Annotated in this window: 11 protein-coding genes; all 11 read left to right on the top strand. The window is 66.6% G+C overall.

The features are described 5' to 3' along the window. The first annotated feature begins 242 nt into the window (after positions 1-242). The 11 genes from EET13_RS13185 to EET13_RS13240 all read left to right on the top strand — a co-directional run bounded on the left by EET13_RS13185 (position 243) and on the right by EET13_RS13240 (position 17318). On the top strand, positions 243-749 hold the full coding sequence (locus EET13_RS13185; RefSeq protein WP_122442718.1) for a hypothetical protein: 507 nt from the start codon (positions 243-245) through the stop codon (positions 747-749). Positions 750-1021: 272 nt separating this feature from the next. Continuing rightward, a complete protein-coding gene (gene argC / locus EET13_RS13190; RefSeq protein WP_122442719.1) occupies positions 1022-2080 on the top strand; it encodes an N-acetyl-gamma-glutamyl-phosphate reductase in 1059 nt (352 codons plus the stop codon). Beyond that, positions 2077-3288 carry a bifunctional glutamate N-acetyltransferase/amino-acid acetyltransferase ArgJ gene (gene argJ / locus EET13_RS13195; RefSeq protein WP_122442720.1) on the top strand — a complete coding sequence of 404 codons (1212 nt, stop codon included), beginning with the start codon at positions 2077-2079 and terminating at the stop codon, positions 3286-3288. Before argC ends, argJ begins: the two co-directional genes overlap by 4 nt. A gap of 96 nt (positions 3289-3384) precedes the next feature. Then, positions 3385-4266, top strand: coding sequence for an acetylglutamate kinase (argB, locus tag EET13_RS13205; RefSeq protein ID WP_122442722.1), 882 nt, complete (start codon positions 3385-3387; stop codon positions 4264-4266). Then, a complete protein-coding gene (locus EET13_RS13210) occupies positions 4263-5453 on the top strand; it encodes an acetylornithine transaminase (RefSeq protein WP_280177692.1) in 1191 nt (396 codons plus the stop codon). Before argB ends, EET13_RS13210 begins: the two co-directional genes overlap by 4 nt. Beyond that, on the top strand, positions 5450-6376 hold the full coding sequence (argF, locus tag EET13_RS13215; RefSeq protein ID WP_122442723.1) for an ornithine carbamoyltransferase: 927 nt from the start codon (positions 5450-5452) through the stop codon (positions 6374-6376). Before EET13_RS13210 ends, argF begins: the two co-directional genes overlap by 4 nt. A 61-nt stretch (positions 6377-6437) precedes the next feature. Then, positions 6438-6938: an arginine repressor gene (locus EET13_RS13220; protein ID WP_122442724.1), complete on the top strand. Its 501-nt coding sequence runs from the start codon at positions 6438-6440 to the stop codon at positions 6936-6938. 11 nt (positions 6939-6949) lie between these two features. Continuing rightward, positions 6950-8146, top strand: a complete 1197-nt coding sequence (locus tag EET13_RS13225) for an argininosuccinate synthase (RefSeq protein ID WP_122442725.1) — start codon at positions 6950-6952, stop codon at positions 8144-8146. A gap of 121 nt (positions 8147-8267) precedes the next feature. Next, the gene (gene argH / locus EET13_RS13230; protein ID WP_122442726.1) at positions 8268-9716 is read left to right on the top strand and encodes an argininosuccinate lyase; all 1449 of its coding nucleotides are present in this window, start codon (positions 8268-8270) and stop codon (positions 9714-9716) included. Between the two features lie 67 nt (positions 9717-9783). Beyond that, the gene (locus EET13_RS13235) at positions 9784-10845 is read left to right on the top strand and encodes a type III polyketide synthase (protein WP_122442727.1); all 1062 of its coding nucleotides are present in this window, start codon (positions 9784-9786) and stop codon (positions 10843-10845) included. Between the two features lie 89 nt (positions 10846-10934). Next, positions 10935-17318 (top strand): type I polyketide synthase, encoded by a 6384-nt coding sequence (locus EET13_RS13240; protein ID WP_122442728.1) that lies wholly within the window; start codon positions 10935-10937, stop codon positions 17316-17318. Positions 17319-17321 lie beyond the last annotated feature (3 nt).

A 17321-nucleotide genomic window follows, 5' to 3' on the forward strand; every position in this document is an offset into this window, starting at 1 on the left:
TCATCACCGGCACCAAACCAGCACACGACACGAGATTGTCATCATCGAACACCGCCGACGAGGGCGCGAACCTGTGACACACTCTCACCGAAAGTGCCTTTCTTGAGCTGGACGATTGTTGTCTGGAAACTCCAATCATCCCAGGTCAAAAGGCACTTTCCTCATCTCGACACCCGAAACGAACCCAATCCATCCGTGGATCGAGGCTAAGTGCGTCGCTTTCAGACAGTTTCGACCTTGGCTTGCCGGAGCTGATCGCCGCGCTCAACAGTGGCTTTAGTGGACTGATTCATACGGGCCAGGCCCTGACCGGCAACGTGCTCGTTGGCTTCAGCAGCGGGCTCGGTGAGCTTATCCAAACGGGCGGAAGCCTACTGACCAACTTCGGGGGCAGCTTGGCTGAGCTTGCCGCCCACCTGAATGGTGCGTTCTCCGCGACATTGGGTGGGTCGTGGCCGGGATTGGTGGGTGCGCTCAACGGCGGTATCAGCGGTCTGGTGCAGACCGGGCAGTCGTTGGCGACCAGCTTGGTCGGCAGTTTGGGTGGTGGGTTGCATGCGCTGGTCCAGACCGGAGAGAACTTCGCGGCCAGCCTGGCCGGCAGCTGCAATGCCCCGGCGTTGGCCGCACAGCTCGGCGCAAGGTTGCAGGCCAGTCTCGGTGAGCGGCTCAGATTGGTAGAGCGCTCGGTGGCGCCTTGCAGGCAAGCCTCGGCGTCGGCGCTCCGGGGCTGTCCCAAGTCGGTCTGACGCTGGCTACCGGGATTGCCAATGCCACCGCCGGATTCGCCCAAACTGGCGGCGTCATCTTGACGGTTTTGGACAACGCAGCTCTTGGACTCGCCGCTGATATTGGCGCTGCCATAGCCAACCTTCAACTCGCCATCCAGGCGGCGTTGAACGCCAGCCTCGGGGTCCAGGTTGGTGGGTAGCCAACCCGTTGCACTAAGGCATCACCCCGAGCGGCAAAGGGCGCTCTGCCCGACGCACTGCAGAATGAATTTGCAAACACCTGCATAACCATGCAGAATTGGCGGATGGCCGATGCGACAAGGGTGGCGGTTGCCGGTGCCAGCGGCTACGCAGGCGGTGAGATTTTACGCCTGTTGCTGGGGCATCCGGCCTGCACCGCTGGCCGGTTGACGATCGGTGCGTTGACCGCCGCGGGCAGCGCGGGCAGCGCGCTGGGCGAGCACCACCCGCACCTGGTGCCATTAGCGCAACGAATTCTGGAACCCACGGAGCGCACCGTGCTCGCCGACCATGACGTGGTATTTCTTGCTCTGCCGCACGGGAATTCGGCGGCACTGGCCGCTCAACTCGGGTCGAAGACCCTGATCATCGACTGCGGAGCGGACTTCCGGCTGGCGGACGCGGCGGTCTGGGAGCGGTTCTACCGGTCCCCACACGCCGGGAGTTGGCCCTATGGTCTACCCGAGTTGCCCGGTGCGCGAGAACGCCTGAAGAGCGCACGCCGCATCGCAGTTCCCGGGTGTTATCCAACCGCCGCGTTACTGGCGCTGCTGCCCGCGGTCGCCGACGACCTGATCGAGCCTGCGGTGACCGTCGTCGCCGTCAGCGGCACCTCCGGCGCGGGCCGCGCGGCCAAGACGGACTTGCTCGGATCGGAAGTCATCGGGTCGGCTCGGGCCTACAACATTGCCGGTGCCCACCGGCACACCCCCGAAATCGCGCAGGGGCTGCGTGCAGTCACCGGCCGCGACGTTACGGTGTCGTTCACTCCGGTCCTCATTCCGACCTCGCGCGGCATATTGGCCACCTGCACCGCGCGTACTCGCTCGCCGATCGACCAGCTAAGGTCAGCTTACGAAAAGGCCTACGATGCAGAGCCATTCGTACATCTCCTACCTGAGGGGCAATTACCCCGCACGGGTGCGGTGATCGGTAGCAACGCTGCGCACATTGCCGTCGCCGTGGACGAGGAAGCTCAAACGCTGGTCGCGCTGGCTGCGATCGACAATTTGGTCAAAGGAACGGCCGGCGCCGCGATCCAATCGATGAACCTGGCGCTGGGCTGGCCCGAAACCGACGGCCTTACGGTAGTCGGAGTGGCGCCATGACCGAAGCACCAACCGCCACAAGGTTGCTGCGTGCTCAGGGGGTCACGGCGCCGGCCGGCTTCCGAGCCGCCGGCATCGCTGCGGGGATCAAAGCTTCCGGCGCCCCAGATCTCGCGCTGGTATTCAACGAGGGTCCCGACTATGCCGCCGCGGGCGTCTTTACCCGAAACAAGGTGAAGGCCGCGCCGGTGTTGTGGACTCAGCAGGCGTTGACCACGGGACAGTTGCGAGCGGTGATCCTCAACTCCGGCGGCGCCAACGCCTGCACCGGGCGAGGCGGCTTCCAGGACACCCATGCCACCGCCGAGGCGGTCGCCGCCGCGCTGTCGGACTGGGGAACCGAGACCGGAGCCATCGAGGTCGCCGTCTGCTCCACCGGCCTGATCGGCGACCGGTTGCCGATGGAGAAGGTACTCAACGGCGTTCGAGACATCGTGCACGAAATGCACGGCGGGCTCACCGGCGGCGACGACGCCGCGCACGCCATCATGACCACCGACACCGTACCCAAACAGGTTGCGCTGCACCACCAGAAGTGGACGGTCGGCGGGATGGCCAAGGGCGCCGGCATGTTAGCGCCGTCGCTGGCCACCATGCTGTGTGTGCTCACCACCGACGCCGTCGCGGAGCCCGCGGCACTCGATCACGCGCTGCGCGCAGCCGCCGCCCGCACCTTCGACCGTCTCGACATCGACGGCAGCTGTTCCACCAACGACACGGTGCTGTTGCTGGCTTCGGGCGCCAGCGAATTCAAGCCGTCGCAAGCTGACCTCGACGAAGCGGTGCTGCGGGTCTGCGACGATCTGTGCGCTCAACTTCAAGCCGACGCCGAAGGTGTCACCAAACGCGTCACCGTAACGGTGACAGGAGCTGCCAACGAAGACGACGCGCTGACGGGCGCCCGGGTTATCGCCCGCGACAGTCTGGTCAAGACGGCGGTCTTTGGATCCGACCCGAACTGGGGCCGGGTGCTGGCGGCCGTCGGGATAGCACCTGTGACACTGGACCCCGAACGAATCTGCGTGTCGTTCAACGGTTCACCCGTCTGCGTCGACAGCGTCGGCGTTCCGGGAGCACGTGAGGTCGACCTGTCTGGCGCCGACATCGACATCACCGTCGATTTGAATGTCGGAAACGGGCAGGCCACCATCAGGACCACCGACCTGTCGTACGCCTACGTCGAAGAGAACTCGGCCTACAGCTCATGACCGCGGTGGCGACGATGCAGTGGGGGCACCGCCCGCTTACGGGGGACGAAGCGATGAGGTGGGGGCACCTCCCACTTGCGGGGGAGAGCGGCGCTCATGACCATTGAGGCACTGCCCACTCAGGTCAAGGCGCAGGTGCTCGCCGAAGCGCTGCCCTGGCTTAAACAGTTGCACGGCAAAGTTATCGTCATCAAATACGGTGGCAACGCGATGACCGACGATACGCTTCGGCAAGCATTCGCGGCGGACATGGCGTTTTTGCGCAACTGCGGAATCCATCCGGTCGTGGTGCACGGCGGGGGACCGCAAATCACCGCAATGCTGCGGCGGCTGGGCATCGAGGGTGACTTCAAGGGCGGATTCCGGGTCACCACACCGGAAGTGCTCGACGTGGCGCGCATGGTGCTGTTCGGTCAGGTGGGCCGCGAGCTGGTGAACCTGATCAATGCGCACGGTCCCTACGCCGTCGGGATCACCGGCGAGGATGCCCAGCTGTTCACCGCGGTGCGGCGCAGCGTCACCGTCGACGGCGTGGCCACCGACATCGGCCTGGTCGGCGACGTCGACAAGGTGAACATCGAAGCGGTCGTGGACCTTATTGGTGCACGCCGCATTCCGGTTGTCTCGACGCTGGCGCCGGACACCGACGGTGTGGTGCACAACATCAATGCCGACACGGCTGCGGCGGCACTGGCCGAAGCTCTGGGCGCCGAAAAGCTGCTGATGCTCACCGATGTCGAGGGCCTTTATACCCGTTGGCCCGACCGCAACTCCTTGGTCAGCGAAATCGACACTGCCACACTGACACAACTGCTGCCCACCCTGGAAGCGGGAATGATCCCCAAGATCGAGGCGTGCCTGCGAGCCGTCGACGGCGGCGTACCCAGCGCGCACGTCATCGACGGCCGGGTCAAACACTGCGTCTTGGTGGAACTTTTCACCAACGAGGGTACCGGCACCAAGGTGGTGAGCCGGTGACGCAAACCGACAGCATGCGACAACGGTGGCAGGCCGTCATGATGAACAACTACGGCACCCCACCCATTGCGCTAGCCAGTGGCGACGGGGCCGTCGTCACCGACGTGGACGGCAAGACCTACGTCGACCTGCTCGGCGGCATCGCGGTCAACGTCTTGGGCCACCGCCACCCAGCGATCATCGAGGCTGTCACACAACAGCTCTCGACGTTGGGCCACACCTCGAACCTGTATGCCACCGAACCCGGTGTTGCATTGGCCGAAGAGCTGGTGGCCCTGCTGGGCGCCGAAACCCGAGCGCGAGTGTTTTTCTGTAACTCCGGTACCGAGGCCACCGAATTGGCATTCAAGCTGTCCCGGCTCACCGGCCGCACGAAACTGGTTGCCGCCCAACAGGCTTTCCATGGCAGGACGATGGGTTCGTTGGCGCTCACCGGACAACCAGCCAAGCAAGCGCCGTTTCAGCCGCTACCAGGTTACGTCACCCACGTCCCCTACGGCGACGTCGACGCATTGTCCGCCGCGGTCGACGACGGCACCGCCGCAGTGTTTCTCGAGCCGATCATGGGGGAGAGCGGTGTGGTCGTCCCGCCCGAGGGCTACCTGGCGGCCGCCCGCGACATCACCTCGCAACACGGCGCGCTGCTGGTGCTCGACGAGGTGCAAACCGGAATGGGCCGCACCGGAGCCTTTTACGCCCACCAGCACGACGGCGTCACCCCGGACGTGGTGACCCTGGCTAAGGGACTAGGGGGCGGGCTGCCGATCGGTGCGTGCCTGGCCGTCGGGCCGGCCGCCGAACTGATGACCCCCGGACTGCACGGCAGTACCTTCGGCGGCAACCCGGTGTGCACCGCGGCGGCGTTGGCGGTACTTCGCGTACTGGCGGCCGGCGATCTGGTCCGCCGGGCCGACGTACTGGGCAAAACGCTGAGGCACGGCATCGAAGCGCTGCGCCACCCGCTGGTCGACCATGTCCGCGGTCGCGGACTCCTGCTGGGCATCGTGATGACTGCCCAGCGCGCAAACGCCGCCGAAGGGGCCGCCCGCGACGCCGGGTATCTAGTCAATGCGACCGCGCCCGACGTCATCCGGCTGGCGCCGCCGCTGATCATCACCGAATCCCAGCTCGACGGCTTCGTGGCCGCACTGCCGAATATCCTCGACACCGCCGGAGCACAGACATGACCAGACATTTTCTGCGCGACGACGACCTGTCGCCCGCCGAACAGGCCGAGGTGCTCGAGCTTGCCGCGGTACTGAAGAAGGACCCGTTCAGTCGCCGCCCGCTGCAGGGGCCGCGTGGGGTAGCGGTCATCTTCGATAAGAATTCCACCCGCACCCGGTTCTCCTTCGAGATGGGCATTGCGCAACTGGGTGGGCATGCCGTCGTCGTCGACGGCAAAAGCACCCAGTTGGGTCGCGACGAAACTCTGCAGGACACCGCAAAGGTGTTGTCCCGCTTCGTCGATGCGATCGTCTGGCGGACGTTCGGTCAAGACCGCCTCGAGGCAATGGCCTCGACCGCCACAGTGCCCGTCGTCAACGCGCTGTCGGATCAGTTTCATCCCTGCCAGGTGCTGGCGGATCTGCAGACCATCGCCGAGCGCAAAGGTTCGCTGCGCGGCCTGCGGCTGACTTATCTCGGCGACGGCGCCAACAACATGGCCCACTCGTTGCTGCTGGGCGGGGTCACCGCAGGCATCCACGTCACCGTCGCCTGCCCGCAGGGCTTTGCACCGGACCACACCGTGCTGGCGGCCGCCGACCAGCGTGCCCGGGCCACCGGGGCTTCGGTGACGGTGACCAGTGACGCCGATGCCGCCGCCTCCGGCGCCGATGTCCTGGTGACCGATACCTGGACGTCGATGGGGCAGGAGGACGACGGGCTCGATCGCGTGAAACCGTTCCGGCCGTTTCAGGTCAACGAGCGACTGGTGAGCATGGCTGAGTCGGAAGTCGTTGTGTTGCACTGTCTTCCAGCGCATCGCGGCGAAGAGATCACCGATGAGGTGATGGACGGCCCGGCCAGCCTGGTCTGGGACGAGGCCGAAAATCGGCTGCATGCGCAAAAGGCCTTATTGGTGTGGCTGCTGGAGCGGTCGCGATGACGCCGCCCGGACGACGATGCAGTGGGGGCACCACCCAACTGCTGGGCAGCGGAGCATCGCAATGACCCCAGGCGGATCGAAGGCCACCTCGGAAGTCACTCGCGTCGGCCGGCAGGCCCGCATCGTGGCGATCCTGTCCACCCAATCGGTCAGCAGCCAAAGCGAACTGGCGGGGCTACTGGCCGCGGACGGTATCGACGTCACCCAGGCCACGCTCTCGCGCGACCTCGAAGAACTAGGCGCGGTCAAGCTGCGCGGTGCCGACGGCGGCGTCGGCGTCTATGTCGTCCCAGAGGACGGCAGTCCGGTGCGGGGGGTCACCGGGGGGACCGGACGCCTGTCTCGACTCCTGGGCGAGTTGCTGGTGTCCACCGACGTCAGCGCCAACCTCGCGGTGCTACGCACTCCACCCGGCGGGGCCCACTACCTGGCCAGCGCGATCGATCGCGCGGCGCTACCCTACGTCGTCGGCACCATCGCCGGCGACGACACCGTATTCGTGGCTGCCCGCGAGCCGATGACCGGCGCCGAGTTGGCGTCGGCGTTGGAAAATTTGAAATAAGGAGTTGCTTCATGTCAGAGCGCGTCATCCTGGCGTATTCGGGCGGTCTGGACACCTCGGTGGCCATCAGCTGGATCGGCAAGGAGACCGGCCGTGAGGTCGTCGCGGTGGCGATCGACCTCGGTCAGGGCGGCGAAGACATGGAAGTGGTGCGGCAACGGGCGCTGGAATGCGGCGCTGTCGAGGCCGTCGTCGTCGATGCTCGTGACGAGTTCGCCGAGGGCTACTGCCTGCCCACCATCCTCAACAACGCGTTGTATATGGACCGCTACCCGCTGGTGTCGGCGATCAGCCGGCCGTTGATCGTCAAGCACCTGGTGGCGGCCGCCCGTGAGCACGGTGGCGGCATCGTCGCCCACGGCTGTACCGGCAAGGGCAACGACCAGGTCCGTTTTGAAGTCGGATTCGCTTCGCTAGCACCGGATTTGGAAGTGCTGGCACCGGTGCGCGACTATGCGTGGACGCGCGAGAAGGCGATCGCGTTCGCCGAGGAGAACGCCATCCCGATCAATGTCAGCAAGCGCTCACCGTTTTCGATCGACCAGAACGTGTGGGGCCGTGCGGTGGAGACCGGATTCCTAGAGCACCTGTGGAACGCCCCCACCAAGGACATTTACGCCTACACCGAAGACCCCACGGTCAACTGGAACACTCCCGACGAGGTGATTGTGGGGTTCGAAAAGGGCGTCCCGGTATCAATCGACGGCCGGTCGGTGTCGGTGCTGCAGGCCATCGAGGAACTCAACCGGCGCGGTGGCGCGCAGGGCGTCGGGCGTCTGGACGTCGTTGAGGACCGCTTGGTCGGCATCAAGAGCCGGGAAATTTACGAGGCACCGGGTGCGATGGTGCTCATCACCGCGCACACCGAGCTCGAGCACGTCACTCTGGAACGCGAGCTGGGCCGGTTCAAGCGTCAGACCGATCAGCGCTGGGCCGAGCTGGTGTACGACGGGTTGTGGTATTCACCGCTGAAGATCGCGCTGGAAAGCTTCGTCGCCAATACGCAAGAGCATGTGTCCGGCGAGGTCCGCATGGTGTTGCACGGCGGCCACATCGCGGTCAACGGCCGGCGCAGCGCCGAATCCCTCTACGACTTCAACCTGGCCACCTACGACGAGGGCGACACCTTCGACCAATCGGCCGCGAAGGGCTTCGTCTACGTGCACGGGCTGTCGTCCAGGCTCTCCGCCCGCCGGGACCTGCGGTGACGTTCCTCCAGCGGTGTTCGCCGGGCACTGCCCGGCCACCAGACGCAAAAGTCCCCGACATACCGGGCGTGGAGGGGCTTTTGCGTCTCCTCGTGAGGGAAGCCCTGTCCCCGGAGGCGAAGTGAGCACCAACGAAGGGTCGCTGTGGGGCGGCCGGTTCGCCGGCGGCCCGTCCGACGCGCTGGCCGCGCTGAGCAAGTCCACCCACTTCGACTGGGTGCTGGCGCCCTACGACATCACAGCCTCCCAAGCCCACACCAAGGTGCTCTTCCAAGCAGGTTTGCTCACCGCAGAGCAATGCGACGGCCTGGTGGCCGGCCTGGCCAGCCTGGCTCACGACGTCGCCGACGGCAGTTTCAGCCCCAAAGCCACCGACGAGGACGTGCACGCCGCGCTGGAACGCGGGCTGATCGAACGGGTCGGGCCGGACCTGGGCGGGCGGCTAAGAGCCGGCCGCTCGCGCAACGACCAGATCGCCACCCTGTTCCGGATGTGGCTGCGCGACGCGGTGCGCCGGGTCGCCGACGGTGTGCTCGACGTCGTGCAAGCCCTGGTCGACCAGGCCGCCGCGCATCCCACGGCGATCATGCCGGGCAAGACGCACCTGCAGTCCGCCCAGCCGATCCTGCTGGCACACCATCTGCTGGCACACGCCCATCCGTTGCTGCGCGACGTGGAACGGATCGCCGACTTCGACAAGCGTGCGGCAGTTTCCCCATACGGCTCGGGTGCGCTGGCCGGCTCGTCGCTGGGCCTGGACCCCGACGCTATCGCCGCCGATCTGGGGTTCAGCAGCGCCGCCGACAATTCCGTCGACGCGACCGCAGCGCGGGATTTCGCAGCCGAGGCCGCATTCGTGCTGGCCATGATCGGCGTCGACCTGTCTCGGCTGGCCGAGGACATCATCATCTGGAGCACGACGGAATTCGGCTACGTAAGCTTGCATGACTCCTGGTCCACGGGTAGCTCGATCATGCCGCAGAAAAAGAACCCCGACATCGCCGAGTTGGCGCGCGGCAAGTCGGGGCGGTTGATCGGAAACCTCGCCGGACTGCTGGCCACGCTGAAGGCCCAGCCATTGGCCTACAACCGCGACCTGCAGGAAGACAAGGAGCCGGTGTTCGATTCGGTAGCTCAGCTGGAGCTGCTGCTGCCGGCGATGGCCGGCCTGGTGGGCACTTTGACCTTTGACGTCGAGCGGATGGCGGCGCTGGCGCCCGCCGGCTACACGCTGGCCACCGATATTGCGGAATGGCTTGTGCGCCAAGGTATTCCGTTTCGCACCGCGCATGAGACCGCCGGCGCGGCGGTGCGTGCCGCCGAAGCCCGTGGCGTGGGGCTGCAGGAGTTGACCGACGACGAGCTCGCCGCCATCAGTGCTGATCTGACGCCGCGAGTTCGTGACGTCTTGACCGTAGCGGGCTCGGTGGCATCGCGCGACGCCCGGGGTGGTACCGCGCCGAACCGGGTCGCCGACCAACTCAACGTCGTCAACAATGCCACCGACCGGTTGCGCCAGAAATTAACGCCATCGGCGAAACCGTGCTCCCGCCCGTTCTCGGCAGACTAGACTTCTGCATCTAGGTAAGCTAATCGAACGTTTCGGCGTTGATGTTCGTGTTAAAGGGGTGGGACCAATGAGCGTCATCGCCGGTGTATTCGGTGCTTTGCCGCCTTATCGCTATAGCCAGCGGGAACTTACCGAGACCTTTGTCAACATCCCGGATTTCCGGGGTTACGAGGACGTGGTTCGCCAGCTGCATGCCAACTCGAAGGTAGACAGTCGTCATCTGGTCCTGCCGCTGGAGAAGTACCCGAAGCTCAACGACTTCGGCGAGGCGAACGAGATCTTCATCGACAAGGCTGTCGACCTTGGCGTGGAGGCGCTGATGGGGGCGCTGGAGGTGGCCGGGCTGCAGCCCGAGGATCTCGATCTGATCATCACCACCACCGTCACGGGTGTGGCGGTGCCGTCGCTGGATGCGCGCATCGCCGGCCGCGTCGGGCTGCGTCCGGATGTGCGGCGGTTGCCGCTGTTCGGCCTGGGGTGTGTGGCCGGAGCGGCTGGGGTGGCCCGGCTGCGTGACTATCTGCGCGGTGCCCCGCGGGGCATTGCGGCCCTGGTTTCGGTCGAGCTGTGCTCGCTCACCTACCCCGGATACAAGCCCTCGCTGGCCGGCCTGGTGGGCAGCGCGTTATTTGCTGACGGCGCTGCCGCGGTGGTGGCGGTCGGAGAGGACCGCGCCGACGAGGTCGGTGCCGAGGGCCCCGACATCGTGGATTCGTGCAGCCATCTCTACCCGGACTCGCTACGCACCATGGGCTATGACGTCGGCTCTGCGGGGTTCGAGCTCGTGCTGTCCAAGGATCTGGCGGCCGTCGTCGAGGAGTACGTAGCCGAAGACGTCAGCACTTTCCTGGCCGCGCACGACTTGAGCACTACCGACATCGGCGCCTGGGTGACCCACCCCGGCGGTCCCAAGATCATCAACGCGATCACCGAAAGTCTCAACCTGCCGCCGGAGGCCCTGGAGCTGACCTGGCGCTCCCTGGGCGAGATCGGCAACCTCTCCTCGGCGTCGGTGCTGCACGTGCTGCGCGACACCATCGCCAAACCACCGCCCAGTGGAAGCCCGGGATTGATGATGGCGATGGGCCCCGGCTTCTGCTCCGAGCTAGTTCTGCTGCGCTGGCACTAATCGACGTGGACTGGCTGCTCGGTCGGGGGGTTTCGGAGGCGGCGTGCCGGTCGCGCCGGTTCTCGGAGTAGTACGAAAGACCGCGTGGTATGGACAGCACCCCAGAACAACTCATCACGGCGCTGCGCAAGACGCTCAAGGAAAACGAGCGGCTGAGGCGGGAAAACCGTGACTACCTGGCCCGCACGACGGAGCCGGTGGCCGTGGTGGGAATGGCCTGCCGCTATCCGGGTGGCATTGACAGCCCCGAAAGCTTGTGGGACATGGTGGCCGCCGGCCGTGACGTGGTCTCAGATTTTCCCGGCGACCGAGGCTGGGATCTGGCGAATCTGTTCGACCCGGACCCCGACTCGGTGGGCACGTCCTACACCCGCAGCGGCGGATTCCTGACCGATGTCGCCGGCTTCGACGCCGAGTTCTTCGGCATCGCGCCCAGCGAGGCGCTGGCGATGGATCCGCAGCAGCGGCTGATGCTGGAGGTGTCCTGGGAAGCCTTGGAGCGCACCGGAATTGACCCGACCACCCTGCGCGGCTCGGCTACCGGTGTCTTCGTCGGTGTATTCCACGGCTCGTATGGTGGCCAGGGCCGGGTGCCCGGTGACCTCGAGAGGTACGGGCTGCGGGGTTCGACGTTGAGTGTGGCTTCGGGTCGGGTGTCGTATGTGCTGGGGTTGGAGGGCCCGGCGGTGTCGGTGGATACGGCGTGTTCGTCGTCGTTGGTGGCGTTGCATCTGGCGGTGCAGTCGTTGCGGTCGCGTGAGTGTGACATGGCTTTGGTAGGTGGGGTGACGGTGATGGCCACCCCCGCGATGTTTGTGGAGTTCAGTCGGCAGCGGGCGCTGGCCCCCGACGGGCGGTGCAAGGCGTATGCGGGCGCTGCCGACGGCACCAGCTTTTCCGAAGGTGCCGGGGTGCTGGTGGTGGAGCGGCTCGCCGATGCGCGGCGGTTGGGGCATCCGGTGTTGGCGTTGGTGCGGGGTTCGGCGGTCAATCAGGATGGTGCCTCCAACGGGCTTACAGCGCCGAATGGGCCGGCGCAGCAGCGGGTGATTCGGGCGGCGCTGGCCAGTGCGCGGCTGGGGGTGGCCGATGTGGATGCGGTGGAGGGGCATGGGACCGGGACCATGCTGGGGGATCCGATCGAGGCGCAGGCGATTGTGGCCACTTATGGGCAGCGTGGTGATCAGCCGGGCGCCGAGCCGCTGTGGTTGGGGTCGATCAAGTCCAACATGGGTCATACGTCGGCGGCGGCGGGGGTGGCCGGGGTGATGAAGATGGTGTTGGCGATGCGCCAGGGGGTGTTGCCCAAGACGTTGCATGTGGATGTGCCGACGCCGCATGTGGATTGGTCGGCGGGGGCGGTGTCGTTGTTGGTCGAGTCGCGGCCCTGGCCGGCTGAGTCGGTGCTGGGTCGGCCGCAGGGCCGGGTTAGAAGGGCGGCGGTGTCGTCGTTTGGGATCAGCGGCACCAATGCGCATGTGATTCTCGAGCAGGCGCCGGTGGTCGATGGTGTGGTGGTCAAGCCGGATGACGGGGCTGAGTGCGTCGGCGCGGTGATGCCGTGGGTGCTGTCGGCGCGCTCGGCGGCGGCGTTGGCTCATCAGGCGCGGCGGTTGTGGGCGTGGCTAGAGCAGCGGCCTGATCTGGATGTGGTGGATGTGGGTTGGTCGTTGGTGTCGACCCGTTCGGTGTTTGAGCATCGGGCGGTGGTGGTGGGCGCCGATCGGTCCGAGTTGGTGCAGGGGCTGGCCGGTCTTGGCGCCGGCGAACCCGATGCGGGTGTGGTGGCCGGTCGCGCCCAGCCGACCGGCAAGACCGTGTTCATCTTCCCCGGACAAGGTTCGCAATGGACCGGCATGGGAGCTCAATTACTCAACACATCAACGGTTTTCGCCAACCATATGCGCAGCTGCGACAAAGCGCTGGCCGAGTATGTGCCCTGGTCGTTGCTCGACGTCGTGCGTGGGGCGCCGGGCGCGCCCGGTCTGGATCGGGTGGATGTCGTGCAGCCGGCGCTGTGGGCAATCATGGTGTCGCTGGCCGAGCTGTGGCGATCGGTCGGGGTCGTGCCCGACGCCGTGATCGGACATTCGCAGGGCGAGATCGCCGCGGCCTGTGTGGCGGGAGCTCTGTCGCTCGACGATGCGGCACGGGTGGTGGCGCTGCGCAGCCGGCTGTTGGTGAAGTTGGCCGGGGCGGGCGGGATGGTGTCCGTCGCCTGCGGAGCCTCCCGCGTCCGGGAGCTGCTATCCGACTGGGACGGCCGGTTGAATATCGCTGCCATCAACGGTGTTTCGGCGGTCGTCATCTCCGGTGACGTGGATGCGCTCGAGGAATTCATGCGCCGGTGCGCGTCGGAAAACATTCGCGCCCGCAAAATCGACGTCGATTACGCATCGCACTCGGCCCAGGTCGATGCCATCCGCACCGAACTCACCGGCGCCCTCGCCGGTCTCGAGGCCCGACAGGCGCCCATCGACTTTTTCTCCACCGTAACGGGCCAGCGCATCGATACCGCGGCCCTCACCGCACAGTATTGGTACCAAAACATCCGCCAGACGGTGAGATTCGGTGATGCCATCCGCGCTGCAAACGACGCCGGATGCCACGTGTTCATCGAGTCGAGCCCGCACCCCGTCCTGACCGCCGGCGTCGAAGAGACGCTGGCCGAAGGCAATCGGCCCGACGAGCCGATTGTCGTGCCCTCGCTCGGCCGCGACGACGGCGGGCTGGACAGGTTTTGGCTGTCGGCCGCGCAGGCTCACGTCGCGGGTGTCCGGGTGGACTGGGCCGCGGCGTTCGCCGGTCTGGAAGCTCAACGCGTGGAATTGCCCACCTACGGATTCGTCCATCGCCGGTTCTGGCTCGACCAACCCGAAGACAGCCGAACCGCTGCCGGGCGTCTGGGATTGACCGGCGCGGCGCATGGCTTGCTGGGCGCGGTGGTGGAGCGGCCCGACTCCGGCGGAGTCGTGCTCGCGGGCCAACTTTCGGTAACGGCACAGCCATGGCTGGCAGACCACGCGGTGGCCGGGGTGGCGCTGTTCCCGGGTGCGGGATTCGCGGAGCTGGCCGTCCGTGCGGGCGACGAGGTCGGCTGCGCCACGGTGGCGGAGCTGACGGTGTCGGCACCGATGCTGCTGCCGACGGCCGGCGCGCTTCAGGTGCAGGTCGTGGTGGGTGCCGCCGACACCTCGGGGCAGCGCACCGCATCGGTGTATTCCCGTCCTGCCCAAACCGATTCGTCCTGGACGTTACATGCTGAGGCGACGTTGCGGCCCGGCGTGCTCGCTGCGGAAACAGACTGGTCGGTATGGCCGCCGGCGGGCGCAACACCGTTGGACATGACCGGAGCCTACGAGCGGCTGGCGGCGCGGGGCTACGCGTATGGTCCGGCGTTTCGTGGTCTGGCGGCGATGTGGCGGCGGGGCGAGGAGATCTTCGCCGAGGTGTCCCTGCCCGAGCACGCCGGCCTGCAGGTCGGCACCTTCGGCATCCATCCGGTTCTGCTCGACGCGGCACTGCATGCGCTGGGAGTCGCCGGCGGGCGGCAGGATACGGTGTTGCCGTTCGCGTGGCAGGGGCTGTCGCTGCATGCCGCGGGCGCGTCGCGAGCGCGGGTTCGTCTGGCGCCGGCCGGCCCGGACGCGGTGTCGCTGGAGTTGGCCGATGCGGCGGGTTTGCCCGTATTGACCGTACGAAGCGTGGCGCTTCGTCCGTTGCCCGGCAACGGGTTGTCCTCGGCTGCGCCTGGCGAGGGCGGCTTGTTCGAGGTCGTGTGGTCTGCAACGGAACTCGTGGACAACGGTATTGGCGACACGCCCGCCACGGTGTGGGAGTTGGCTTCCCAGGTGCCGCCGCAGGCAGACATGGCGAAATCGGTGCGCGCGGCCACCCATGCGGCACTAGCGGCGTTGCAGTCGTGGTTGGCCGGCGACCAGCGCGGTGTCTTGGTGGTGCAGACCCACGGGGCAGTGGGTCTGGCGACCGAGGACGTCTCGGACCTGCCCGGCGCGTCGGTCTGGGGACTGGTGCGTTCGGCCCAGGCCGAACACCCAGGTCGGGTGGTCCTGCTCGATTCGGACGGGTCGGTGGCCGTTGGCGCGGCAATCCGTTGCGGCGAACCGCAACTGGTGGTCCGCGCCGGTGCGGTCTACAAGGCCCGGTTGCAATCGGCCGACCCCATACTTCGGCTGCCCGAGAGCCAGTCGGGTTGGCGGTTGATCCCTGGCGGCGCGGGAACACTCGACGACGTACGGGTCGGTCCGTGTGAACGAAGCGACCTCACTGCCGGGCAGGTGCGGGTGGCGGTGGCAGCGGTCGGGGTGAACTTTCGCGACGTGCTGGTGGCGTTGGGCATGTATCCGGGCGGCGGCGAACTCGGCGTCGAGGGCGCGGGAGTCGTGGTCGAAGTAGGGCCGGGTGTTTCCGGTGTGGCCGTAGGCGACCCGGTGATGGGGCTCCTGGGCGTGGCGGGGCCCGAGGCGGTGGTGGATCAACGGCTGGTGTCCGCGGTTCCGGCGGGCTGGACGCTGGATGCGGCTGCCGGTGTGCCGGTGGTGTTCTTGACGGCGTTCTATGCGCTGTCCGTGCTGGCGGGAGTGCGACCCGAGCAGAAGGTGTTGGTGCACGCCGCGGCCGGCGGGGTCGGTATGGCCGCGGTGCAGCTCGCTCGGCACTGGGGGCTGGAGGTTTTCGCTACGGCCAGTCGCGGCAAATGGGATACCTTGCGGGCAATGGGTTTTGACGACGACCACATCGGTGACTCCCGCACTGTGGAATTCGAGGATAAGTTCCGCACAACCATCGGCGGAGGCGGGGTCGACGTGGTGCTCAACTCGCTGGCGGGTGAGTTTGTCGACGCGTCGCTGCGGCTGTTGAGCCCGGGCGGGCGCTTCATCGAAATGGGCAAGACCGATATTCGGGACCCGCAGACGATTTCCGAGCGGCACCCGGGTGCCGGTTACCGTGCCTTCGATCTGATCGAGGCCGGGCCGGACCGGATTGCGCGGATGCTGGCCGAGCTGATGACGATGTTCGCCGCCGGAGCGTTACAACCGTTGCCGGTCAAGACTTTCGATGTGCGGCAGGCCCGGCAGGCGTATCGCTTCGTCAGCCAGGCCCGCCACATCGGCAAGGTGGTGTTGAGGCTTTCCGGCGCCGCCGGGCTCGCCGGGAGCACCGTCGTGATCACCGGGGGGACCGGGATGGCCGGTGCGGCGCTGGCCCGCCACGTCGTGTCCCGCCATCGGGCGGCCCACGTGATGCTCGTCAGCCGATCCGGCGACCGGGCACCAGGGATTTCGGAGTTGGCGGACCAGCTGCGGGATGCCGGGGCGCAGGTGTCGGTAGTGGCGTGTGACGTGGCTGACCGCGACGCGGTAGCGGCTCTTTTGGCGCGGGTGCCGCCGCAGCATCCGCTTCGGGGGGTGTTTCATGCCGCCGGGGTTCTCGATGACGGGCTGATCGCCTCGCTGACGCCCGACCGGATGGATGCGGTGTTGCGCGCCAAGGTCGACGGGGCCTGGAACCTGCACGAGTTGACCCGGGATCTGGATGAATCAGCTTTTGTCCTCTTTTCGTCGATGGCCGGCATCATGGGCACCCCAGGTCAAGGTAATTACGCGGCGGCAAACAGCTTCCTCGACGGGCTGGCGACACATCGACGTGCGGTCGGGTTGCCGGGTTTGTCGGTGGCGTGGGGTCTTTGGGAACAGGCCAGTGCGATGACCCGGCACCTGGAAGATCGCGACAAGGCCCGGATGAGTAGAGCGGGTCTGGCAACTCTGTCAACCGGGCAGGCGCTCGAACTGCTCGACGCCGCTATGGTCACCGGTCGCGGTGTCGTGGCGGCCACCCGACTCAACTCCCGCGCGCTCGGCACCGACAGCACCGCGCAATCACCGCTGTTCGGTGGGTTGGCCGCTCGTCCGGCTCGACGCGTCGTGGACGATGCCGACACCGCCGGCTCCGCAACGGGGTTGGCCGCCCGACTGCGTTCGCTTAGTCCGGAGCAGCGACACCGCGAGCTGGCCGGTGTGGTCTGCAGCAACGCTGCCACCGTGCTGGGACGCTCCAACAACGCTGACGTCGACGCCCGGCGCTCCTTCCAGGATCTGGGCTTCGATTCGCTGACCGCTGTCGAACTGCGCAACAGGCTGAAAACCGCTACGGGCCTGACTCTTTCGCCCACCCTGATCTTCGATTACCCCACGCCCGCCGCCCTTGCCGAACATCTCGACAGTCGTCTGGCTGTCGGCACCCCCGACGAAGCCGATCGGATGACACGCTGCAACGACGTTGCCGGTCAGCTCGACAGGCTGATCAGCCAAGGCGACTGGGCACCAGAGGACAAGGCTCGGCTGGCGGACCGGCTGCATGCCTTGCTGGCCCAGCTATCCGCCGACGACGACATCACCACCGCCAGCGAAAGCCAACTCTTCGCCATCCTCGACGAAGAACTCGGCTCCTGAGCC

Source organism: Mycobacterium attenuatum (assembly GCF_900566085.1).
GTDB lineage: Bacteria > Actinomycetota > Actinomycetes > Mycobacteriales > Mycobacteriaceae > Mycobacterium > Mycobacterium attenuatum.

Bases quoted from the DNA above. Each gene is read 5' to 3' on its own strand.
- EET13_RS13220 (WP_122442724.1), top strand. From the start codon at position 6,438: ATGACCCCAGGCGGATCGAAGGCCACCTCGGAAGTCACTCGCGTCGGC.
- argB (WP_122442722.1), top strand. From the start codon at position 3,385: ATGACCATTGAGGCACTGCCCACTCAGGTCAAGGCGCAGGTGCTCGCC.
- EET13_RS13225 (WP_122442725.1), top strand. From the start codon at position 6,950: ATGTCAGAGCGCGTCATCCTGGCGTATTCGGGCGGTCTGGACACCTCG.
- argF (WP_122442723.1), top strand. From the start codon at position 5,450: ATGACCAGACATTTTCTGCGCGACGACGACCTGTCGCCCGCCGAACAG.
- argC (WP_122442719.1), top strand. From the start codon at position 1,022: ATGCAGAATTGGCGGATGGCCGATGCGACAAGGGTGGCGGTTGCCGGT.
- EET13_RS13240 (WP_122442728.1), top strand. From the start codon at position 10,935: ATGGACAGCACCCCAGAACAACTCATCACGGCGCTGCGCAAGACGCTC.
- EET13_RS13235 (WP_122442727.1), top strand. From the start codon at position 9,784: ATGAGCGTCATCGCCGGTGTATTCGGTGCTTTGCCGCCTTATCGCTAT.
- argJ (WP_122442720.1), top strand. From the start codon at position 2,077: ATGACCGAAGCACCAACCGCCACAAGGTTGCTGCGTGCTCAGGGGGTC.